This window comes from Pseudomonas sp. S12(2018) (assembly GCF_024355235.1).
Lineage (GTDB): Bacteria > Pseudomonadota > Gammaproteobacteria > Pseudomonadales > Pseudomonadaceae > Aquipseudomonas > Aquipseudomonas palmensis.
The window spans coordinates 448,445-469,573 of sequence record NZ_QLAD01000004.1; the positions used below are offsets into that span (position 1 = coordinate 448,445).

Below are 21,129 nucleotides of genomic sequence, written 5' to 3' on the forward strand. Positions count from 1 at the left end.
CGCCTCACAGGTTGAAACGCCCCAGCAGGTGGTGCTGTTGCCCCACCTGCTCCACCATCACCGCACACTGGCGCACCTGCACCTGGGTGCCTGCGGCCACTTCATGACTGATGTCGCGAATGGTCGTGGTGTTGCGGTTGATCTCTTCGCTGGTGGCGCTCTGCTGCTCGGCCGCGGTGGCGATCTGGGTGTTCATGTCGTTGATGCGGGTGATCGCCTGGCGAATGCGCACGAGCCTGTCGTTGGCCGCGCCCGCCTCCTCGGCGGTCTTGCCGGCGCTGTCGCGGTTGTGCTGCATGCGCGACTCGGCGTGGCGCACCCCGGCCTGCAGCTGGTCGATCATCTGGCGGATCTCCTGGGTCGACTGCTGGGTGCGCGAGGCCAGCGTGCGCACCTCGTCGGCCACCACCGCGAAACCTCGCCCCGTCTCGCCGGCACGCGCAGCCTCGATGGCGGCATTGAGCGCCAGCAGGTTGGTCTGCTCGGCAATGCTGGTAATCACCGCCAGGATCGACTCGATGTTGTCGCTGAGGCGCGACAGGTCATTGATTGCATGGCCGGTGTCGTCCATTTCGCTGGCCAGTTGCCGGATCGCCGCGGTCGAGCGTCGCACCACGTCCTCGCCGCCGTGTGCTTCCTCGTCGGCAATCACTGCGGCCTGCGCCGCTGCCTGGGCGTTGCGCGCAACGTCTTCGGCGGTGGAGGCCATCTCCTGCATGGCCGTGGCCAGCTGGTCCAGCTCCTGCAACTGGCGCTGCAGGCGTTCATCGGTCCGGGTGGCTTCGGCCGACGTCAGGTGGGTGCTCTCGCGCACCTGGTTGGAGGTGCTCATCACCTGATGGATCAGGTTCTGCAGGTTGCCCAGAAAACCGTTGAACTCGCGCGACACCAGCGCCACCTCGTCATTGCCGCCGTCGGGCAGGCGCCGCGTCAAGTCGCCGTCGCCCTGGTTGACCTCATGGAACGAGCGGTGCAGCAGGTCCAGCGGCTTGAGCAGGCGCCCGAGCAGCAGGCCCAGCACCACGAGGCTCACCAGCACGCCGAGCAGCGTGGCCAGCACTGCACGCCAAGTCAGGCTGTCGGCCTCGGCCATCACGATGCGCTGGTCGAGCACCACGCCGATCAACCAGTCCATGCCCTCCAGGTAGGTCAGCGGGGTGAAGGACACCAGTGAATCGTGATCGCCGGTTCTAACCGTCTGCAGCTGGCTGTCCAGCGCCGGGTGCTGGCCATCGAACAGGCTGCTGTAGGGCTTGCCGTTGTACTGGCTGTCGGGGTGGGAAATGATCGTGCCGTTGCGGCTGAGCAGAAAGGCATGGCCGGCGCCGTTGAAGTCCAGGGTATTGATGGCATCGGCCACGCTCTTGAGGCGGATATCGCCGCCCAGCACGCCGGCGAAGGTAGCGCCATCGTGGAGGCGCGTGACCGCCGAAATCAGCGTTTCGCCAGTGGCCGAGTCGATGTAGGGCTCGGTGAGCACCGCCTTGTCGGCGCCCTTGGCGACGGCATACCAGGGCCGTGTGCGCCCGTCCCAGCTCGCATCGGGGCGCCAGCTGGGCGTGTTGGTGAGGGGTTTGCCGTCGCGTTGCAAGGCGCCGAATATCAGGATGAACTCGTCCTTGAGCATCGGGCTGTCGATGATGCGCTGGGTGTTTTCAGGGCTGTAGCGGCTGTCGATGACCTGCGCCACCAGGCCCATGAGCTTGAGCTTGGCGTTCAGCCAGTTCTCGATCTGCCGGGCCAGGGCACCGCTGGACTCGGCGATGCCGGCAGACACTTGCTTGTGCAGGGCCTCGCGCACCTGGCTGACCTGCGTGACCGACAGCAATCCGGTGGTAATGAACAGCAATGTGGCGGCCGCCAGGCCAGCCTTGTGAACGATCTTCATGCCTGCACTCCGTGCCGAATCGAGCAAACGGGCATGCTAGGCAGGCGTACTGGCACACTGCAATCAACGTTGCGATGATTGCCCGGTGCCGTAATGGGGATTGTTTACCGGCATCACGGCCACTGCTTGTAGGACGAACCCGGCGGGCGGCATCCGCGCCGCGGGCAGGCAAAAAAAAACCAGGGCCGTTTGCGGCCCTGGTCTTTTTCGTCATGGTGCCTGTCAGCCCTTGAGCTGCCTGGCCGCACGCACGTGCATGAACACGCCCATCAGTGCCACGATGGCCGCCGCCGCACCGGTGGAGAACACCAGTACCTGGTAGTCCGGCACAAAGGCCATGGTCACCAGGCACCCGATGATGAACACGATCACCAGGTAGGTCAGCCACGGGAACAGCCACATCTTCAGGCGGATTTCCTTGCCCTCGGCTTCCAGCTTGCGGCGCATCTTCAGTTGCGAGAACGCGATCACCAGGTACACCAGCAAGGCGATCATGCCGGTGGTGTTCATCAGCACGTCCAGCACGTCTTTCGGGCGCAGGGTGTCGCTGAAGTTGATCAGGGCGACGAACACCGCCACCGAGCACGAACCGATGATGGCGAACACCGGCACACCGGTACCGGCGCGGGTGATCTTGAAGAACGACGGTGCATCACCGCGGGTCGACAGCGAGAACAGCATGCGCGAGGCGGTGTAGTGCGCCGAGATCAGGCAGCTGCTCACCGAGGTCAGCACCACGAAGTTCATCACGAACTCAGCGCCCGGAATGCCCAGCAGCTCCAGGGTACGACGGTACGAACCGTAGCCCGACTGGCCCATCAGCGGGTCGTTCCACGGCACCAGGGCCACGATCAGGAAGATCGAACCCACATAGAACAGGCACACACGCCACACCACCGAGTTGGTGGCCTTGACGATCTGCTCGGACGGGTTCTTCGACTCGGCGGCCGCGATGGTCACGATTTCGGCGCCCAGGAAGGCGAACATCACCCCCAGCATGGCCACCACCACTGCCTCCACCCCATTGGGCATGAAGCCCTGGGCCGTGAGGTTGCTGATGCCGTGGACCTCACCGGTGGGCCACAGGTTGGCCACGGCCAGCCCGCACACCACAAGGAAGCATATGATCGCCACCACCTTTATCAGCGCGAACCAGAATTCGAACTCCCCGTAGTGCTTGACGTTGAAGAAGTTGACGCTGATCAGCACCAGGGTAGTGGCCAGCACGAACACGTTGACGCTGATGGAGGGGAACCAGCCGTGCAGGATCTTGCCCGCCACGTAGGCTTCCCAGGCCATCAGGATGACCCAGAACCACCAGTACAACCAGCCGATGGTGAAGCCTGCCCAGCGCCCGATGGCGCGCTCGGCGTAGGTGGAGAACGAGCCGGTGTCTGGCGAGGAGGTGGCCATTTCACCCAGCATGCGCATGATCAGCACCACCAGGATGCCGCCGGCCAGGTACGCCAGGATGGCGGCCGGCCCGGCGCTGTGGATCACACTCCCCGAGCCCACGAACAGCGCACCGCCGATCACCCCGGCGATGGACATCATGGTCAGGTGGCGCGATTTGAGCGAAGCGCTAAGCTTGCTCTCGGGCTCCACCTTGGAGGATGTGGAAGTCGATGTAGCGTCCATCAGTTGTCTACCCCTTGTTTTTCTTTTTCCAGCGAACACGCAAGACCGGCGAATGCCGGGCTTCATTGCTCGTCAGTGTCTGATTGTGTACGGGATGGATCGCAAACCCGGCGGGCATCCATGGCCTTGAAGGTCGGCAATCGTGCTGTGCACGCCCGGGGGCTTGCCCCTGGCGGTAGTGATCGGGCCTCTCAACATGCTTTAGCTGGCGAATACAGACCCCTAATGTAAAAATGTACGACACAGAGAGCCATGCACAGCGCCGTGAAATATGCACTGCACTGTACAGGCCGCCAATGCAGTACACCCCCGTTCCCTGCAGGCGCCAGGCGTTACGCACCCTGAAGGCACAGCCCCAACATGCTTGAATTACGACCCGACTCCGCCCCCCCGCTCGTCAACCAGATCATCAACGGGTTGCGTGAGTTGATCGAGAACCAGACCCTCAAACCCGGTGCCAAGGTACCGTCCATCCGCGCCTTCGCCGCCACCTACTCGGTCAGCACCTTCACCGTGGTCGAAGCCTACGACCGGCTGGTGGCCCAGGGCCTGCTGGTCAGCCGCGGCAATGCCGGCTTCTTCGTCAACCGCTCGGTGAACGAGCGCATCGAAAGCCAGGCCAGCGACGCCGAGCCGGGCAAGCCGGAGTTCAACTCCGAGTGGTACCTGCAGAACATCTTCGAAAGCCGTCAGCTGGCCTTCAAGCCCGGCTGTGGCTGGCTGCCCAACGAGTGGATGTTCGAGGACGGCCTGCGCCGCGGGCTGCGCCAGGTGGCCGGCAGCGTGATGGAACTGAGCGGTTACGGCGACCCCATGGGCCTGCTCGAGCTGCGCACCCTCACCGCGCAGAACCTGGAACAGGACCAGCGCATCGTGGCCAACCCCAACCAGCTGATGCTCACCCACGGCGCCAGCCAGGCGCTGGACCTGGCGGTGCGCACCCTGGTGCGCCCAGGCGATGTGGTGCTGGTGGACGACCCGGGCTACCCCAACCTGATGAGCATCCTGCGCTTTCAGGGCGCCACCCTGATCGGCGTGCCGCGCACCCCGGCCGGGTACGACCTGGAGCATCTCGAGCGGCTGCTGGCCCACCACCGGCCCACGGTGTTCTTCACCCAGCCGCACCTGCACAGCCCCACCTGCTCGCGCACCCCGCTGGCGCAACTGCACCGCCTGCTGCAACTGTCGGCGCAACACGGCTTTCGCCTGGTGGAGAACAACCTGTACGCCGACATGGTGGCCGAACCGCAACCGTGCCTGAGCAGCCTGGACCACCTGCAGCAGGTGGTGTACGTGGGCAGCTATTCCAAGAGCATCTCGCCGAACGTGCGGGTGGGCTACATGCTGGCCAACCCCGAACTGATCCAGAAGCTGCTGCAACTGAAGATGCGCTCGGGCCTGACCACCTCACAGGTGATGGAGCGCGTGGTGTATGCGGCCATCACCGACGGGCGCTGGCGCAAGCACCTCAAGCGCCTGCGCCAGCGCCTGGCCGAGGCGCAGCAGGAGGTCAGCCGTCGCCTGAACCGCCTGGGCTTCGAGATTTTCGTCGAGTCCGACGAGGGCATGTACCTGTGGACACGCCACCCGCAGATCGCCAACAGCGCAGCGCTGGTGGACGACGCCCTGGAGCGCGGCATCATGATCGGCCCCGGCCAGTTGTTCATGGTCGATGCCCAGGCCACCGGCTGGATGCGCTTCAACGTGGCGTTCAGCACCGACCCGGCCTTATGGCAGCAACTGGAAAAGCTGTTCGCCCGTCACGCCGCCTGAACCTGCGCAATTTTGTTCAATACGCCGCCCCCGGCCCCGCCACACACTTCCTGGACCCACATCCATAGAAGTGAAGGTTACATGGAGCAGTTCCTGATCATTGCAGCAGCGCACTTTCTGGCGCTGCTGTCACCCGGGCCGGATTTCTTCCTGGTGGCGCGCACCTCCCTGGCCACCAGCTGGCGCGTGGCCAGCGGAGCCTGCCTGGGCATCGCACTGGCCAACGGGGTGTTCATCGTCGCCGCCTTTACCGGCGTGTCGGTGCTGCAGCCGCACAGCACGCTGTTCATCGTGCTGCAACTGGCCGGTTGCGCCTACCTGCTGTACCTGGGCTGGCTGTTCATCCGCCATGCCGGTGCCAGCACGCTGGAGGTTGCCCCGCAGGGGTCGCCGGCACCGTCGCCCGCGGCCACCACCTGGCTGGGCGCCGCCGGCATGGGGGTGGTGTCCGGCATCCTCAACCCCAAGAACGCGCTGTTCTACGCCAGCCTGGCGGCCATGCTGAGCGGGCCGCAGGCAAGCCCTGGCTGGAAGCTGGCCTACGGCCTGTGGATGTTCGGCGTGGTGCTGGCGTGGGACCTGCTGGTGGCGGTGGTGATCGGCAACCGACACGTGCGCCGCCGCTTCGCCCGTGCCCTGCCGTGGCTGGAGCGGGCCACGGGGGCGATGCTGGTGCTGCTGGCGCTGGGCGTGATCGCGGTAATGGCGCTGGGCTAGCACCGGGGCGTGGGGTAGGCTATGAGGCTTCTTTTACCTGTTTTCAGGGATACCTATTGGCCGCTGCATGGGGCACAGTCGCCCCCACCGCGCGCCCGAGACTGCCCATGCCTATCCAGACGACTGTTCCCGAACCCACGCTGCTCGCGCCGGTACTGCTGGTGGAGGACGAGCCGCTGATCCACCGCCGCCTGGAAGCCCTGCTGCTGCAACTGGGCTACCGGCCCGAGGCCCTGCTGTTCGCCAGCTCGCTGGCCGAGGCCCGCGCCTGCCTGGCGGCGCAGCCGGTGGCGCTGGCGCTGGTAGACCTGGGCCTGCCCGACGGCAACGGCATCGAGCTGATCGAAGAGATGCACGCCACCGACCCCGGCCAGGCGATCCTGGTGATCTCGGCATGGAGCACCGAAGACACCCTGCTCGCGGCGCTGCGGGCAGGCGCCACCGGCTATGTGCTCAAGGAACGCGACGACCTGGAGATCCTGTTGTCGCTGCGCAGCGTGCTGCGCGGTGGCGCCCCCATCGACCCGTTCGTGGCCCGGCGCATCATCGAGGAACTGCGCCCGGGGGCCGCCCAGCCGGTCGACACCGCCGATGGCGAACGCCTGACCCCGCGTGAAGACCAGATCCTGCGCCTGGTGGCCGAGGGCCTGGGCAACCGCGAAATCGCCGAACAGCTGAACCTGTCGCGCTACACCGTCGAATGCCACGTCAAACGCATCTATCGCAAGCTGGCGGTGTCTTCGCGCACCCGCGCCATCCATGCGGCACGCACGCGTGGTCTGCTCGATTGAGAGGCCTGATGGCGTGCTGGCTGCTCGTCCTGTGCCTGTCGGGTGCAGCGCAGGCTGCAACGCCGGACGGTGCAAGCTGCACCGTGCAGGTGCTGTCGGTAGCCGCCGCCCAGGGTGATGACCAGGGCAACCGCCCCGAGGCCGGCCCCTGGCAGGCCGTGACCCTGCCCGACGACTGGAGCCGACGCTGGCCGCAGCACGACGGCACGGTGTGGTACCGCCTCCAGTGGCAGCGCGACTGCGCGGCCGGTCAACGCATGCCGGTGGCACTGACGCTGCGCTCGGTGATCATGGCCGGCGAAGTGTTCGTCAACGACCAGCGCCTGTGGCGTGACAGCCAGCTGAGCGAGCCGCTGTCACGCAGCTGGAACATGCCCCGCTACTGGCACCTGCCCGAAGGCCTGCTGCACGAAGGCGTCAACACGCTGTGGGTACGTGTGGTGGGCCTGGCGGTACAGTCACCCGGGCTGGGGCCGGTGTACCTGGGGGATGAGGCCTCGGCACGCCAGCTGTATGAAGAGTTGCTGTGGACCAACCGCTCGTTGTTCGTGCTCAACCTGACCGTCTCGGCGGTGCTGGGCGGGCTGTTCTTCTGTATCTGGGTGATCCGCCGCGAGCAACGGATCTTTGGCTGGTATGCGGCCATGGCCCTGTGCTGGGTGCTGTTCATCGCCAATATACTGATGACCAGCCCCTGGCCCTTCTCCACCACCCTGATGGCTGCGCGCTTCAACGGCATCGCGCTGGTGATGTACGTCACCTGTTTCTGCGTGTTTGTCTGGCGCTTTGGCGGGCAATCGCTGCCGCGCCTGGAGAAGGCACTCTGGCTGCTGACTGCCGCACTGGTGGCCTTGATGGCACTGGCCCCGGATGCCCGCGTCGGCAACGCGCAACTGGTGGCGGTGCTGAGCACGGCGACGGTGTTTTTCCTCAACTGCCTGCAGTTTCAGCTGCATGCCTTGCGCACCCGGCGGCCCGAGCATGTGTGGCTGGCCGCCAGCCTGCTGGTATTCATGCTGGCCGGGGCCCATGACCTGCTGATAATGCTGAAGCTGATCGGCGAAACGCCCGCGTGGACACCGCTCACCAGCGTGGTGACGACCCTGTGCATGTCGGTGGTGCTGGGCTTGCGCCATGCGCGCAGCGTGCGCCGCATCGAGCGCTTCAACCTGGAGCTGGCCGAAGGCATCGAGCGCGCTCGCGGGGAACTGGCCACCACCCTCGAACGCGAACACGCCCTGGCGCTGACCAACTCCCGCCTGCAGGACCGCCTGCAGATCGCCCACGACCTGCATGATGGGCTGGGCGGCTCGCTGGTGCGCATGATGGCCATGGTCGAGCAGGCCAGCACGCCGCTGCAGGGCCCGCAGTTTCTGTCGATGCTCAAATTGCTGCGTGATGACCTGCGCCAGACCATCGACAATGGCTCCAGCGCCGGCATCAAGGTGCCGGCCACGCCGCAGGAATGGATCGCCCCGCTGCGCCATCGCTTCACCCAGCTGTTCGACGAACTGGATGTGGCCTGCACCTGGCACTTCGCCGCGCAGTGGCGCACACCGCCCAGCGCCTTGCAGTGCATGGCGTTGACCCGCCTGGTGGAAGAGTCGCTGACCAATGTGGTCAAGCACAGCCGTGCCCGGCATGTGCAGGTTGAGCTGCAGCAGCCGCAGCCCGACAGCCTGGAGCTGAACATCGAGGATGACGGTATCGGCTTCGACGTGCTGGCGGTACAGCGCGCCGGGGTGAGCGTGGGCATGCGCAGCATGAATGCGCGCATCGCCCGGGTGGGCGGTCAGCTGGAGGTGGTTTCGCTGCCGGGTTGTACGCGGCTTGTTGCACGCCTTGCGCTGCAACGGGAGGTGCCGGCCAGCGTGTGAGCCGGTACTGCAGGCATTCGCTTGGCCGGCAAGGCCGGCCCCTGCAGGGGTTGTGCTGCTCTGCAGAGGCCGGCCTTGCCGGCGAACGCGCTACTTCACATCGAAACGGTCCAGATTCATCACTTTGGCCCAGGCCGCCACGAAGTCGCTGACGAACTGCTGCTGCGCATCCGCACTGGCATACACCTCGGCCACGGCCCGCAATTGCGCGTTCGAGCCGAACACCAGGTCGACCCGGGTGGCGGTCCACTTCACCTGCCCGCTTTTGCGATCACGCCCTTCGAACGCCTGAGCGGCCTCGGACACCGGCTTCCACTCCACGCCCATGTCCAGCAGGTGGGTGAAGAAGTCATTGGTCAGCGCCTGCGGCCGCTGGGTGAACACGCCATGGCTGCTCTGGCCCACATTGGCCCCCAGCACCCGCAGGCCGCCCACCAGCACCGTCATCTCCGGTGCACTGAGCGTCAGCAGTTGCGCCTTGTCGATCAGCAGCGCTTCGGCCGGCACGCGGTAGTGCCCCTTGAGGTAGTTTCGAAAACCATCGGCAATGGGTTCGAGAAAGCCGAACGACTCCACGTCCGTCTGCTCCTGGCTGGCATCGGTGCGCCCCGGCGTGAACGGCACCGTGACCGTATGCCCGGCGTTTTTCGCAGCCTGCTCGACACCGGCGTTGCCCGCCAGCACGATCAGATCGGCCAGGGAGATCTTCTTGCCACCGGCCTGCGCCCCATTGAATTCGTTCTGGATGCCTTCCAGGGTCGCGAGCACGGCGGCCAGCTGTTCGGGCTGGTTGGCCTGCCAGAACTTCTGCGGGGCCAGGCGCAGCCGCCCGCCATTGGCACCGCCGCGCTTGTCCGAACCCCTGAAGGTGGAAGCCGCCGCCCATGCGGTGGACACCAGCTGCGCCACCGACAGGCCCGAGGCCAGTACCTTGGCCTTGAGCGCGGCGATGTCGCCGTCATCGACCAGCGGGTGGTCGACCTTGGGAATCGGGTCTTGCCACAGCAGCTCCTCAGCGGGCAGTTCCGGGCCCAGGTAGCGCGACAGCGGGCCCATGTCACGGTGGATCAGCTTGTACCAGGCGCGGGCAAAGGCATCGCTCAGCTGGTCGGGGTTTTCCAGGTAGCGGCGCGAGATCTTCTCGTAGATCGGGTCGAAGCGCAGCGACAGGTCGGTGGTCAGCATGGTGGGGTTGCGCCGCTTGGACGGGTCGTGGGCGTCGGGGATGATACCGGCGCCGGCGCCGCCCTTGGGCGTCCACTGGTGGGCCCCGGCCGGGCTCTTGGTCAGCTCCCACTCGAAGCCGAACAGGTTCTCCAGGAAGTTGTTGCTCCAGCGGGTCGGGGTGGTGGTCCAGGTCACTTCCAGGCCGCTGGTGATGGTGTCCGGGCCCTTGCCGGTGCCGAAGCTGTTCTTCCAGCCCAGGCCCTGTTCCTCCAGGCCTGCCGCTTCAGGCTCGGGGCCCACGTTGTCGGCCGGGCCGGCGCCGTGGGTCTTGCCGAAGGCGTGGCCGCCGGCGATCAGGGCCACGGTTTCCTCGTCGTTCATGGCCATGCGCCCGAAGGTCTCGCGAATGTCCTTGGCGGCGGCGACCGGGTCGGGGTTGCCTTCGGGGCCTTCCGGGTTCACGTAGATCAGCCCCATCTGCACTGCGGCCAGGGGGTTCTCCAGGTTGCGGCCCTGCTCGGTACGGCTTTCTTCATTGCCGTGCTGCTCGGGTTCGGCCACCAGGGTGCCCTCGCCCGGCGGCTGCATGGCTTCAGGGTCTTTGCCGTAGCGCGTGTCGCCGCCCAGCCATTTGTTCTCCGAACCCCAGTACACGTCCTCGTCCGGCGCCCACACGTCCGGGCGACCGCCGGAAAACCCGAAGGTCTTGAAGCCCATCGACTCCAGCGCCACGTTGCCGGTGAGCACGATCAGGTCGGCCCAGGAAATCGCCCGCCCGTACTTCTGCTTGATCGGCCACAGCAGCCGCCGCGCCTTGTCGAGGCTGACGTTGTCGGGCCAGCTGTTGAGCGGCGCGAAGCGCTGCTGGCCGGAGCCGGCACCGCCGCGCCCGTCGCCGGTACGGTAGGTGCCGGCACTGTGCCAGGCCATGCGCACGAACAGTGGCCCGTAATGGCCGAAGTCGGCCGGCCACCAGTCCTGCGAGTCGGTCATCAGCGCGGTGAGGTCCTGCTTGAGGGCCTGGAAGTCCAAGCTCTTGAACGCCTGGGCATAGTCGAAGCCCTCGCCCAGCGGGTCGGCCTGGGGCGCGTGCTGATGCAGGATCTTCAGGTTGAGCTGGTTGGGCCACCAGTCACGGTTGGTGGTGCCACCGCCGGCGGCATGATTGAACGGGCATTTCGATTCAGTTGCCATGTGAGAGCTACCCTTGGTCGAGTTCATGTCGCCAGGCAGCCCTGCCAGGGCGCCGTGGCAACGTGCGAAATCAGTTACACAGGTTGCATCGTCAACGACTCGAACGGCTGAGCGCCGCGATCTTGTCTCTTCATCAGGATGGGTCGGCCAGCTGGCACCGGCACCGAACTAAGGCTAGTTCGCCGCCCCCGAGTCGGCAAATAGCCGCAGTATTGGTGGGTGATAGCCATAATCTCTTATACGGAACCCGCCAGGGAGCAGAAGGTAGGACAAACGCTCGCTGAGCCGTGCACCGATAACGCAGGCGTAGTCAGGGCGAGCGACCACCCCACGGGAGGCTCGCCCCATGGACATGCGCCCGCGTTCAACCGCCATCCACGAGGCCGGTCACGCCCTGGCCGTGTGGTGGAACGGCCAGCCCATTGCACGGGTGACCGTGCTGACCCACGCCCAGGCCGCCAGCGGCCCGCTGATCGACCTGAACGGGCGTGCGCACTTTGCCGAGGGGCTGGTGGAGGCGGACTATCTGATCGTGCACCCGGCCTTCGCCGCCCGTGGCATTGCCGAGTACCTGCCCTCCCTCGTCGAACCCATCGAGCGCGACCTGCTGCACTGCTTTGCCGGGCCCGTGGCCGAAGCCATCCACCGGCACGCACGCTATGACCGGATCTTGCGCGGCAGCGGCCGTGGCGACCGCTGCCGCGGGCATGAACTGATCAGCCTGTTGCCCGCGCACAAGCTGCTCGATGCCGAGGCCCTGGCCATTGCCCGGTCCGGCTGCCTGGTACGCCGGTACTGGGCGGGGCTGATGGCGGTGGCCGACCTCTTGCAGGCACGGGGCGTGGTGGACGGCGAGCGAGTCAGCGCGTTGCTGTGCCAGGTGACTGGTGAATCACCGGCACAAGGGCCCGCAAGCCTGCGCGAGCTTGACCCTGAGGGCGGGTCCGACCAGAGGCAGGCAACCCGGCAAAAGCGTTAGCGCTTTTTGCAATAGCGCAAAAAAGCTGAGCTACAGTCGTAAAAGGCGTATCTGATACGTATTTATCAGGAGAAACTGATCTGTATCCACGGATGTTCACATCATGCAGGGATGAGCAACGATGGATCACTGGACAACGGAGCAACTGCGTCAGCTGGTGTGCTCGAAGGACTTGGACAGCCAGTTGGCGCAATTGGAAAAGCTGCTTCGGTGCCTGGGTTTCGACTGCTACGCCTTCAGTTTCACCACCCCGACGTTTTCGATCACACAAAGCAACTGCCCCAACCCATGGGGCGAGCGCTACCGTCGCCATGAGCCTGCGGTCGTTGAGCCCCTGCTTGCGCACAGCCGGCACTCATCCTTCCCGTTGCTGTGGACACCAGAGGCTTTCACCAGCCCCCCCGAGTTGTGGGCAGGCGCGCAGGATCACGGCGTTTGCCTCGGCTGGACCCAACCCTTTCACGATGAGCACGGCAGGTTCAGCAGCTTGAGCGTGGTACGCCAACACCCGCCCGTGACCGTCAATGAGCTTTACAGCAAGGGGGCCGCGGTGCTGTGGCTGGTGCAGGTGCTGCATGCGACGGCGGCCGCTCTGGTGAATGACCCGCAGGGGCGGTCATCATCCGAGTGACCCGCAACGGGGTTCGTCAGCGCCACATGGGATATCCTCGCTACCTGGCCCGTTCAAAGATCGAGTGGAAGACCCATTGAAACTGCTGAAGGAAAACAGAGAAATCCTCCTGTCTGGAGAAGAAGCCATCCACCTTGTCGCCGATATCGAATACATGCTCATTTCCCTGAGAGACATTGCCCGCCATTACTACAGGGATGTTGATGGCGACATCAGCCCAGGCGACAGAGCGCTGTATTGCGAAGAGACGACACGGTTCATCGATGAAAACCAGATCACCCGTCGACTGGCCGCCATGCGAAGAACAATCACTGAAAAGTTCGACCTCGCGCTGGGCTGCGACGACATGGATGACATTGAAAGAGCGGTGGCCGAGATGGACTACTGGAAGCCCAAACAGGCAACGTAGCCAGCTACGTTGCTTGCACAAAGGCAGGCATGAACCCTACTCGACCATCAACCCTCGACGCACCCGCCCCGCCCTTTTGTAGGCCCTGACCACCGTGTTGGTCTCACACGAGATGATCCCCTCCAGGGATCCCATGCGGGCGGTCGAGACGGTCCATAGATCATGGATATCACGGCACAGCACATGCCAGAACAGCTGCGAGCCGCCACTGGTGCCAAACAGGCAACGCGTGTGTTCATCCTTCGCCAGTTCCTGGGCAATGCCCTCCGCCGCACCCGGTCGAGTCTGCAACGACACAATCGCCTCTACCCCATAGCCCACCAGCAACGGCTCGAGCTCCACACGAAATGTCAGGGCATTGCTGTCGACGAGCCCACTCAGCATCCGCTGAACCTTCGGCTCACTGACTCCACATGTCTCGGCAAGCACGCCCAGGCTGGCCCTTCCATCCAGGGTCAGGGCGCCGAGTAACCGCATTTCGTCAGCACTCAGGCTCACAGGCCCGGCCAGCACCGGCTCGGTAGGCACCGAACCATCAATACGCCAGCGGCTGGCTCGTCGGAACGACCTGAGCACCACCTGCGTCTGAACCTGCCTAACCCCCGGCACCAGCGGCAACTCCCGCACCACCATGTCAGAAAGCGCTTCCACGCTGGGCAGGTTGATCTCGGTGAAGATGTCGAACTCGCCCGTTGTCGCCATCACAACCTGCGTCTGTGCCCACTGCGCCAGGTGCTGCGCCACTTCGCTCTGACGACCGTCTGCTACCCGAATCCAGGCATGCAGCACCGGGCCACTCCCCACCACAACCGGGTCGAGCTCGCCGATCACCCGGATATACCCGTTGTCCATCAAGCGTTGCAGGCGACGCGAAAGCGTACGCTCCGCCACATCGCAGCCGGCGCTCAGATCCCGCCAGGTGCCGCGAGGGTTCGCCTGCAGTGCAATCAGGCAGGCCAGATCCGCGTCATCCAACGCAAAATGTCTTTTTTCATCCGAATCAACGGTTGACGAGACCATATCCTTACAATACCTTCGCTCAAGTGGCCAAATTAATACAAAACAACGCCGCATATGTCTAAAAACAATTACAACTCAAACCCAAAGGCACAAGCCAATGAATTATGCGACTCAAACGTCCGAAGCGGCAAAGCCGCAGGTATCAACCGCGCGCAAAATTGCTGCTGGCAGCATTGGCAATGCGGTGGAGTGGTTCGATTGGACGATCTATGCGTCGTTCGCGGTGTTCTTTTCCACACAATTCTTTCCAAAAAATGACGAAACGGCGTCCCTGCTGGCGACCTTCGCGATTTTCGCCGTGGGGTTCTTCATGCGCCCGATCGGTGGCTGGGCCCTGGGGATCTACTCTGATCGCTATGGCCGCAAATCGGCACTGGGGGTCACCATCCTGCTGATGGCAGGCGGGTCCCTGATGATCGGCATCACCCCCACCTACGAGAAGATCGGCCTGCTCGCGCCGGTCTTGCTGGTGATCGCGCGCCTGATGCAAGGCTTGTCGCTGGGCGGTGAATACGCTTCAGCCTCTACCTACCTTGCCGAGTTGGCGCCGGACCACCGTCGCGGGTTCTTTTCGAGCTTTGTGTTCTTCAGCTCCGCCGCGGGCATTCTGACCGCCTCGGCGATCGGTTGGGCGCTTACCACCCTCCTCACCGAGGAACAGATGAGAGAGTTCGGCTGGCGCATTCCGTTCCTGCTCGGCGCCCTGGGCGGTATCGCAGGCATCTGGCTGCGTATGTCGGTACCTGAAGCAGAAGCCTCCACGCCGCCAACCGCAGACAAGGTAGAGAAGCAACCGCTGCGCACCCTGCTGCGCGATTATCCGCGCGAGACCCTGCGGATCGTGGGCTTTTCGATCCTGAGCACCTTTGCCTTCTACCTGTTCGTCATCTACATCCCGACCTATGCCATCCGTGCGCTGCACGTGGAGTCCTCGACAGCGTTCGCTGCAAACACGGTTGCAATGGTCGCGTTCATGCTCGTGCACCCACTCTTCGGCATGCTCTCTGACAAGTTCGGGCGCAAGCCGCAACTGATCGTGTTCGCCCTGGGCTACCTGGTGTTCTTCTACCCGATCATCACCAGCATGCAGCCGACGTTCTCGTCGATCCTGATGGTGGAGCTGTTCGGCCTTATGCTCTACGCGCTCTATACCTCCATCGCCCCGGCAATCATGTCCGAACAGTTCCCCAGCCGCGTTCGCGCCGTCGGCATTGGTGCTCCCTACAACCTGATGGTGGCGCTGCTGGGCGGTACCACGCCGTATCTGCTGACCTGGCTGCAGAGCAACGGTCAGGAGAGCTGGTTCTTCTACTACGTGCTCGCAGGCGCCGCGCTCACGCTTGTGACCTTCATCAAAATGCCGGAAACAGCCGGAAAGCCACTGAAATAGTCACTGGCTCGAACAACGCCATGCAATCCCCGTCAACGAGTATCGGATACGGGGATTACCGACCCACACCGCTTAGAACCTAGAACCCATGCTCGAACGATCCGAAGCCCTATGTTTCCAGTCTGCCCTGCAGATTGCCCATCTGATCGCTACCCGGCAGATCACCTCGCGTGCCGTCACGCACTACTTTCTGGACCGCATTGCTCGCGGCAGCGAGCTCAATGCCTTTACCGCAGTGTTCGCAGAGCAAGCCCTGGCGGCAGCCGATGCCGCCGACAGTGCGCTCGAGGCAGGCCACCCATCGAGCGCTTTGCATGGCGTACCGGTCGCCATCAAGGACAACATCGAAATCGCCCATACCCCGGCATCGGCAGGTTCGTTGAGCCGCCTGAGCATTGTCAGTGCCGTGACCAGCACCGTCGCGCAACGATTGCAGGCGGCAGGAATGGTTATCCTGGGCAAGACCCAGATGACCGAATTTGCGTTCGGCCTGTCCGGGCAGAACCCGACCCGAGGCACGCCCTGGAACCCGTGGGACACAACGCTGCATCGCGCCCCGGGCGGTTCCTCTTCAGGTGCGGCGGTTGCTGTTGCCGCAGGGCTTGTACCTGTTGCAGTGGGGGGCGATACCGGCGGATCGATCCGAGCCCCCGCATCGCTCAATCATCTGGTCGGCTTCAAGCCGTCCAGCGGGGTCATCAGCGTGCACGGTGTGGTTCCGCTTGCGCCCAGCCTCGACGTGCTGGGCCCGATCGCCCGTGATGTTGGCGACGCCCATGCACTCACGGCCATCCTTGCCAGCCCGTCTACCGGCAGTGGGTCGAGCGTTCAGGCCGACCTTGCAGGTGAGCTGGTACCAGCCAAGCCGGGCACGGTGTTCGTACTGGACCAGAGCGCGTTCCCAAGTGCGCTGTCCGTGGGCGCTCGCCGGGTTTGGGATCAGGCCCTGGTCACCCTGGAAAAGGCCGGCTGGACGCTCCAGAGCTGGGTTCCAGAGGATGAGTTGAACATCGGCCGGCTGTCCGAGTGCAACTCGATGATCATTGCCTATGAGGGGTATCGCGAGTTCGGCCACCTTGCACATGACCCTGCGCAGCCGCTCTGGGGGGTGGTGCGCAATCGCATCCTGGCCGGCGCGGCCATCAGCCGTGACGACTACGAACACGCCGTTGCACAGCGTGCCCACGTCGCCGAGGCCTTCAGACGAGCGATCGGCTCATCCGGTGTTCTGCTGATGCCGGTCAGCGGTCACGGGGCCCTGCCTCTTGATGACCAGGACGCTGCTCACGTGAGCATCGGCACGTTCAGCCGCGCCAGTAACTACCTCGGCACCCCGGCAATCGCCCTACCCGCCGGATTCGATGAAGCACAGATGCCGATTGGCGTGCAGTTGCTGTCACCGGTATCTACCGACATGCACTTGCTGAACATGGCGAGCGCCATGGCGCCTGCACTGCTGCTTGACGAGCGCAAGCCCGAGCTGGGGCGGTGGGGGCTTTAAGCCCGGAACAACACTCGCGTAGCACCTGGCGCAACGTCTTCAGTGATGTTGCGCAGGTGTCATCCAGGCAGACCATCGCCGTGCGCTGCGATCGTCAGGCCGTTGCAATGCGAAGACTTTTCTACCCATCTCCGGTACTGGCGAGTGCGAAAGGCCACGGCGGCCTGTTGCAGGATCAGCGCGAACAACGGTGAAACACTCGGGTCGGGATTTTTATTGCGACTGAGTTTACGCAGTTGAAACTTCACTACAGCCATGTTCGCCAAGGCCGCCATGGCTTTGTTTTTCCAGGTGATCGGCGGCAATTGAGGGGCATTGTCGTTGCCCGCCAGCCACTGGCGAGGCAGGTGCGGGTCGATAGCAAGGGCGGTTCCGATGCCCACCATGTCCACACCGCTCTGCACGACGCTGTCGGCCACCGGGCGGCGGCGTATACCGCCAGTGACCATCACCGGCATGTTGGCGACGGTTTGGATATCACGGGCGAACTCGACGAAATAGGCTTCGCGCGCCAGGGTGCGACCATCGCGCGCATCACCCTGCATGGCGGGTACTTCGTAGCTGCCTCCCGATAACTCCACCATGTCCACGCCCAGGTCGTTGAGCAACTCAACCACCTTTTTCGCGTCATCGGCGGTGAATCCTCCGCGCTGGAAATCGGCGGAGTTCAGCTTGACCGCCACTGCAAAATCCGCAGAAACCACAGCCCTGACCGCCTTGACGATTTCTAGCAACAGGCGCGCCCGGTTTTCCAGAGGGCCACCCCACTCGTCCGTCCGCTGGTTGGTCAACGGCGAAAGGAACTGGCTCAACAAATAGCCATGGGCAGCATGAATTTCCACACCAGTGAATCCGGCCTGCTCGCCGAGGCGTGCGGTATTCGCGAAGCGCTGAACAACCTCTTCGATCACGCCTGGGGTCATCGCATGAGGTGTGGCAAATCGCCTGGACATTTTGCCGAGATCCAGCGGCACGGCTGACGGGGCCCAGGTCTTTTGCCCAAGGTTGGACTGCATCTGGCGACCGGGATGATTGATCTGCAACCAGAACTGCGCACCACCAGACCGACCTGTACGCGCCCAGTGCTTGAACTTGTGCAATTGCTGATCGTCTTGCAACACCACGCCACCCGGTCCGGTCATGGCGCGGCCGTCGACCATAACGTTGCCGGTAATGATCAGGCCGGCACCACCGTCGGCCCATGCTTGATAGAGACGCAGCAAGTCCTTGGAAGGCGCCTGATCGGCGTCCGCCATGTTCTCCTCCATGGCAGCTTTGGCGATTCGGTTCTTGATGGTTGAACCGTTGGGAAGCATCAGGGTGTCGAACACATTCATGGAGCAGCCCTCAACTGAAGAGGAGGCCACCTTAAGATTAAAGTCAACTTTAAGGTCAATACCCTTTTGCGCAGTGCAGCAATGGAGTTTGACCTTAACGCACCGCACGCTTGCCCGGCGCTTTGCCAATGCCTTCTTCACGCAGGCGATTGATCAGCATTTGCGCATTTTCCGCGCACGCCATGCTTTCGGGCTTATCCTCGATGCCCTTGATGACGAGCAGAAGCTGCGCTTTGTTGTGGGCTAGCCGTTGCTGTAGAACAGCGATTTCCTCAACCTTTTGCTTAAGCCCGCTGAGCAATTCATCGTGCTGCCAACCGCTGGCATTCATCGGCATCAACTGCCGAATTTCTTCCAATGAAAAACCCGCCGCCTGCGCTGCGGTGATGACCTCCAACACCCACTTGGTATCAGGCGCGTAGTCCCTGTAACCATTTGCTTTGCGCTCGACAGATTTGATCAAGCCGCTCGACTCGTAGAACCGGATGCGTGAGGGCGCCAAACCACTGATTTTCGCCAGTTCGCCTATTCGCATAACCCACCCTGAACACTCTGTTGACCTTGAAGTTGACTTTAAACCTAAAGCCATCGGGGCGGCCAACCATCACGCATTGAATTCAGGCTCGACCACTGTCTACGCCACTGGCATCAGCGCTTCGTCACACCACTGTTGATGCAACAGTTCTGGAACGCCAGCCATACGCCAACACCATCAGCAGCCCTAGAGCACCCATCGACGCTCCGGCCAGGGAAATGGCCGGATAACCCAACCCGGCGTTGATCACCGCTCCGCCCAGCGCTGCGCCAATCGCGTTGCCAAAATTGAAGGCGCCAATGTTCACCGCAGAGGCAAGATTGGGCGCGTCCTTCGCTGCTTCCATCACACGCATCTGTAGTGGCGGCACCAGGGCGAAACTGGCGATACCCCATATCAGGATGGCCAGAGCGGCCGGCACCGCCCAACGCATCAGCAGAGTGAACGCCAGCAAGACGAGAATCAGAACGCTTAGCGAGACGATCAAGGTGCGATCTATCGAGCGGTCGGCGGCCTTGCCGCCCCACAGGTTGCCCAGCGTCAACCCCACCCCGAAAAGAACCAGCATGCCAGTGATATAGGCGGTGGAACCATTGGTCTCGCTGCTGAGGATCGGCGCGATGTAAGTGAAGACAGTAAACATCGCGCTCGACCCGACTACGGTCAGGGCCAACGCGCCCAGCACCGGACCGCGCCCCAGTACTCGAATTTCGGCCATTACACCGACGCTTTGCGACGTCTTCAGGTTAGGCAGGGCGAACCATAATGCGGCCATGGTCACCACGCCGAGGCCGGTAATACCCCAGAAAGCGGTGCGCCAACCGAACAGTTCACCAAACCAGGTGGCCAGCGGCACACCGCCGATGGTCGCCAAGGTCAGGCCCATGAACATAGCCGCCACCGCCCCGGCACGTTTTTCCGGGGCGACCACGCTGGCGGCGACGATGGAGCCAACGCCAAAAAATGCACCATGGTTCAGTGAGGTCACCACCCTGGCGACCATGAGGCTGTAGTAATCGGTGGCCAGGGCTGACATCAGATTACCCAAGGTGAAAATCCCCATGAGCCCGATCAGCAGATAGCGTCGGGGAATCCTGCCGGTGGTCAGGGTCATCAGCGGTGCGCCGAGCAATACGCCCAGCGCATAGGCGCTGACCAGCAAACCGGCAGCGGGAATCGAAACGCCCAGATCCTGAGCGATGCCCGGCAACATGCCCATGGGGGCGAATTCTGTTACGCCGATGCCAAAGGCACCGATGGCAAGTGCGACAAGTGGTGGATTGATACGCATGGAAGGCTCCTTATCTATGCCGCCAATGCTACGATGCAGTTTTTTAACGCGGTAGATAGCATTTTTGGCAATCACCTTTGCGCAGGAGGCACAAGTGGACTTCAACGGCAGGTCAGGTGAAATGAGCGTGTTCACCACCGTGGCGCACGAAGGCAGCCTGTCGGCCGCGGCACGTGCACTGGGCGTGACACCCTCGGCAGTCAGTCGGGTCATCGCGCGTACCGAGCAACGCCTTGGCACCCGCCTGCTGTTGCGCACCACCCGAGCGATCGCCTTCACTGCCGAGGGCGAAGCGTTCCTGCGCGGCGCCCGGCGTATCCTGGCCGATATGGACGAGGTCGAAGCAGCGATCGCTGACCAGGGCGTGCCCAGGGGGCGATTGCGGGTCAGTGCCGCCCTTGGCCACGGGCGGCTGGCCATCGTCCCGCTGGTGGCAGCATTCAGCGCCCGTTACCCGAACATCGTCGTCGACCTTACCCTCGGCGACGAAGTGGTCGACATTCTCGGCGGGCAGGCCGATGTCGCGATCCGCTTCGGCCATCTGCCCGACAGCCCGCTGACCGCGCGCAGGATCGGCGACACCGGCCAGGTAGTGGTGGCATCGCCCGATTATCTGCAGCGCGAGGGCATCCCCACGGAGCCGGAAGACTTGTTTCAGCACAATTGCCTGCGCTTCAACTTCCGGCGTGCCGAACCCAACTGGCCGTTCATCCGCGATGGAAAAGAGTTTTCCCTGAAGGTCAGCGGCAACATCGAATGCAGCAGTGGTGAAGCGCTGGCACAACTTGCGCGAGTAGGCGCCGGCATTGCACGTATCGGTGAGTTCAGCGTGCGCGAGGATCTGCAGCGCGGCGCCCTGATTCCGCTGCTGGAAGCCTGGAACCCTGGGGACCAGGAACCGATCCATGCTGTGTTCGTCGGCGGGGCGGCAATGCCGGCGCGGGTGCGACTGTTCGTGGACTTCTTGCTGGAACATCACCGGATGTAAGCG

At 63.6% G+C, this 21,129-nt stretch carries 17 protein-coding genes; 10 read left to right on the top strand and 7 right to left on the bottom strand.

The window, feature by feature from the left end; all coding sequences use genetic code 11:
• Window positions 1-4: 4 nt before the first annotated feature.
• Complete coding sequence (locus DN388_RS12420) at window positions 5-1,888, bottom strand: methyl-accepting chemotaxis protein (RefSeq protein ID WP_229590226.1); 1,884 nt, start codon at window positions 1,886-1,888, stop codon at window positions 5-7.
• 222 nt (window positions 1,889-2,110) lie between these two features.
• Window positions 2,111-3,526, bottom strand: a complete 1,416-nt coding sequence (locus tag DN388_RS12425) for an amino acid permease (protein ID WP_043861690.1) — start codon at window positions 3,524-3,526, stop codon at window positions 2,111-2,113.
• Window positions 3,527-3,886: 360 nt separating this feature from the next.
• Between DN388_RS12425 and DN388_RS12430 the strand changes: the two genes are divergently transcribed.
• From DN388_RS12430 to DN388_RS12445, 4 genes are all read left to right on the top strand, one after another.
• Window positions 3,887-5,299: a PLP-dependent aminotransferase family protein gene (locus DN388_RS12430; RefSeq protein ID WP_043861689.1), complete on the top strand. Its 1,413-nt coding sequence runs from the start codon at window positions 3,887-3,889 to the stop codon at window positions 5,297-5,299.
• An 81-nt stretch (window positions 5,300-5,380) separates the two neighbouring features.
• Entirely contained in the window at window positions 5,381-6,016 is a 636-nt protein-coding gene (locus DN388_RS12435; protein WP_043861688.1) for a LysE family translocator, read from the top strand.
• Window positions 6,017-6,123: 107 nt separating this feature from the next.
• On the top strand, window positions 6,124-6,807 hold the full coding sequence (locus DN388_RS12440) for a response regulator transcription factor (RefSeq protein ID WP_043861687.1): 684 nt from the start codon (window positions 6,124-6,126) through the stop codon (window positions 6,805-6,807).
• Between the two features lie 8 nt (window positions 6,808-6,815).
• Window positions 6,816-8,684: an ATP-binding protein gene (locus DN388_RS12445; RefSeq protein ID WP_254999978.1), complete on the top strand. Its 1,869-nt coding sequence runs from the start codon at window positions 6,816-6,818 to the stop codon at window positions 8,682-8,684.
• 90 nt (window positions 8,685-8,774) lie between these two features.
• Here the strand turns inward: DN388_RS12445 and katG are convergent, their stop codons facing one another.
• Entirely contained in the window at window positions 8,775-11,045 is a 2,271-nt protein-coding gene (katG, locus tag DN388_RS12450; protein ID WP_104572593.1) for a catalase/peroxidase HPI, read from the bottom strand.
• A gap of 346 nt (window positions 11,046-11,391) precedes the next feature.
• On the opposite strand from katG, the gene DN388_RS12455 reads away from it, so the two are divergent.
• The 3 genes from DN388_RS12455 to DN388_RS12465 all read left to right on the top strand — a co-directional run bounded on the left by DN388_RS12455 (window position 11,392) and on the right by DN388_RS12465 (window position 13,064).
• The gene (locus DN388_RS12455) at window positions 11,392-12,024 is read left to right on the top strand and encodes a hypothetical protein (protein WP_254999979.1); all 633 of its coding nucleotides are present in this window, start codon (window positions 11,392-11,394) and stop codon (window positions 12,022-12,024) included.
• A gap of 121 nt (window positions 12,025-12,145) precedes the next feature.
• A complete protein-coding gene (locus DN388_RS12460; RefSeq protein ID WP_254999980.1) occupies window positions 12,146-12,655 on the top strand; it encodes an autoinducer binding domain-containing protein in 510 nt (169 codons plus the stop codon).
• Between the two features lie 76 nt (window positions 12,656-12,731).
• The gene (locus DN388_RS12465; protein ID WP_058540389.1) at window positions 12,732-13,064 is read left to right on the top strand and encodes a hypothetical protein; all 333 of its coding nucleotides are present in this window, start codon (window positions 12,732-12,734) and stop codon (window positions 13,062-13,064) included.
• 36 nt (window positions 13,065-13,100) lie between these two features.
• On the opposite strand, the gene DN388_RS12470 is transcribed toward DN388_RS12465, so the two are convergent.
• Window positions 13,101-14,084, bottom strand: a complete 984-nt coding sequence (locus DN388_RS12470) for an Lrp/AsnC family transcriptional regulator (RefSeq protein ID WP_054914269.1) — start codon at window positions 14,082-14,084, stop codon at window positions 13,101-13,103.
• 97 nt (window positions 14,085-14,181) lie between these two features.
• Between DN388_RS12470 and DN388_RS12475 the strand changes: the two genes are divergently transcribed.
• Window positions 14,182-15,474, top strand: a complete 1,293-nt coding sequence (locus DN388_RS12475; RefSeq protein WP_043861683.1) for an MFS transporter — start codon at window positions 14,182-14,184, stop codon at window positions 15,472-15,474.
• An 88-nt stretch (window positions 15,475-15,562) separates the two neighbouring features.
• Window positions 15,563-16,975 (top strand): amidase, encoded by a 1,413-nt coding sequence (locus DN388_RS12480; protein WP_254999983.1) that lies wholly within the window; start codon window positions 15,563-15,565, stop codon window positions 16,973-16,975.
• Window positions 16,976-17,034: 59 nt separating this feature from the next.
• Here the strand turns inward: DN388_RS12480 and DN388_RS12485 are convergent, their stop codons facing one another.
• The 3 genes from DN388_RS12485 to DN388_RS12495 form a co-directional block, all read right to left on the bottom strand.
• Window positions 17,035-18,312, bottom strand: a complete 1,278-nt coding sequence (locus DN388_RS12485) for an NADH:flavin oxidoreductase/NADH oxidase family protein (RefSeq protein WP_254999984.1) — start codon at window positions 18,310-18,312, stop codon at window positions 17,035-17,037.
• A gap of 94 nt (window positions 18,313-18,406) precedes the next feature.
• The gene (locus DN388_RS12490; RefSeq protein ID WP_043861680.1) at window positions 18,407-18,847 is read right to left on the bottom strand and encodes a MerR family transcriptional regulator; all 441 of its coding nucleotides are present in this window, start codon (window positions 18,845-18,847) and stop codon (window positions 18,407-18,409) included.
• 124 nt (window positions 18,848-18,971) lie between these two features.
• Window positions 18,972-20,138, bottom strand: a complete 1,167-nt coding sequence (locus DN388_RS12495) for an MFS transporter (protein ID WP_043861679.1) — start codon at window positions 20,136-20,138, stop codon at window positions 18,972-18,974.
• Window positions 20,139-20,232: 94 nt separating this feature from the next.
• Between DN388_RS12495 and DN388_RS12500 the strand changes: the two genes are divergently transcribed.
• Window positions 20,233-21,126: a LysR family transcriptional regulator gene (locus DN388_RS12500; protein WP_100632500.1), complete on the top strand. Its 894-nt coding sequence runs from the start codon at window positions 20,233-20,235 to the stop codon at window positions 21,124-21,126.
• Window positions 21,127-21,129 lie beyond the last annotated feature (3 nt).

Excerpts from the sequence above, each read along its gene's own strand:
- DN388_RS12480 (WP_254999983.1), top strand. The coding sequence starts at position 15,563 with ATGCTCGAACGATCCGAAGCCCTATGTTTCCAGTCTGCCCTGCAGATT.
- DN388_RS12490 (WP_043861680.1), bottom strand. The coding sequence starts at position 18,847 with ATGCGAATAGGCGAACTGGCGAAAATCAGTGGTTTGGCGCCCTCACGC.
- DN388_RS12485 (WP_254999984.1), bottom strand. The coding sequence starts at position 18,312 with ATGAATGTGTTCGACACCCTGATGCTTCCCAACGGTTCAACCATCAAG.
- DN388_RS12495 (WP_043861679.1), bottom strand. The coding sequence starts at position 20,138 with ATGCGTATCAATCCACCACTTGTCGCACTTGCCATCGGTGCCTTTGGC.
- DN388_RS12435 (WP_043861688.1), top strand. The coding sequence starts at position 5,381 with ATGGAGCAGTTCCTGATCATTGCAGCAGCGCACTTTCTGGCGCTGCTG.
- DN388_RS12430 (WP_043861689.1), top strand. The coding sequence starts at position 3,887 with ATGCTTGAATTACGACCCGACTCCGCCCCCCCGCTCGTCAACCAGATC.
- DN388_RS12445 (WP_254999978.1), top strand. The coding sequence starts at position 6,816 with ATGGCGTGCTGGCTGCTCGTCCTGTGCCTGTCGGGTGCAGCGCAGGCT.
- DN388_RS12460 (WP_254999980.1), top strand. The coding sequence starts at position 12,146 with ATGGATCACTGGACAACGGAGCAACTGCGTCAGCTGGTGTGCTCGAAG.
- DN388_RS12475 (WP_043861683.1), top strand. The coding sequence starts at position 14,182 with ATGAATTATGCGACTCAAACGTCCGAAGCGGCAAAGCCGCAGGTATCA.
- katG (WP_104572593.1), bottom strand. The coding sequence starts at position 11,045 with ATGGCAACTGAATCGAAATGCCCGTTCAATCATGCCGCCGGCGGTGGC.
- DN388_RS12455 (WP_254999979.1), top strand. The coding sequence starts at position 11,392 with ATGGACATGCGCCCGCGTTCAACCGCCATCCACGAGGCCGGTCACGCC.
- DN388_RS12470 (WP_054914269.1), bottom strand. The coding sequence starts at position 14,084 with ATGGTCTCGTCAACCGTTGATTCGGATGAAAAAAGACATTTTGCGTTG.
- DN388_RS12440 (WP_043861687.1), top strand. The coding sequence starts at position 6,124 with ATGCCTATCCAGACGACTGTTCCCGAACCCACGCTGCTCGCGCCGGTA.
- DN388_RS12420 (WP_229590226.1), bottom strand. The coding sequence starts at position 1,888 with ATGAAGATCGTTCACAAGGCTGGCCTGGCGGCCGCCACATTGCTGTTC.
- DN388_RS12425 (WP_043861690.1), bottom strand. The coding sequence starts at position 3,526 with ATGGACGCTACATCGACTTCCACATCCTCCAAGGTGGAGCCCGAGAGC.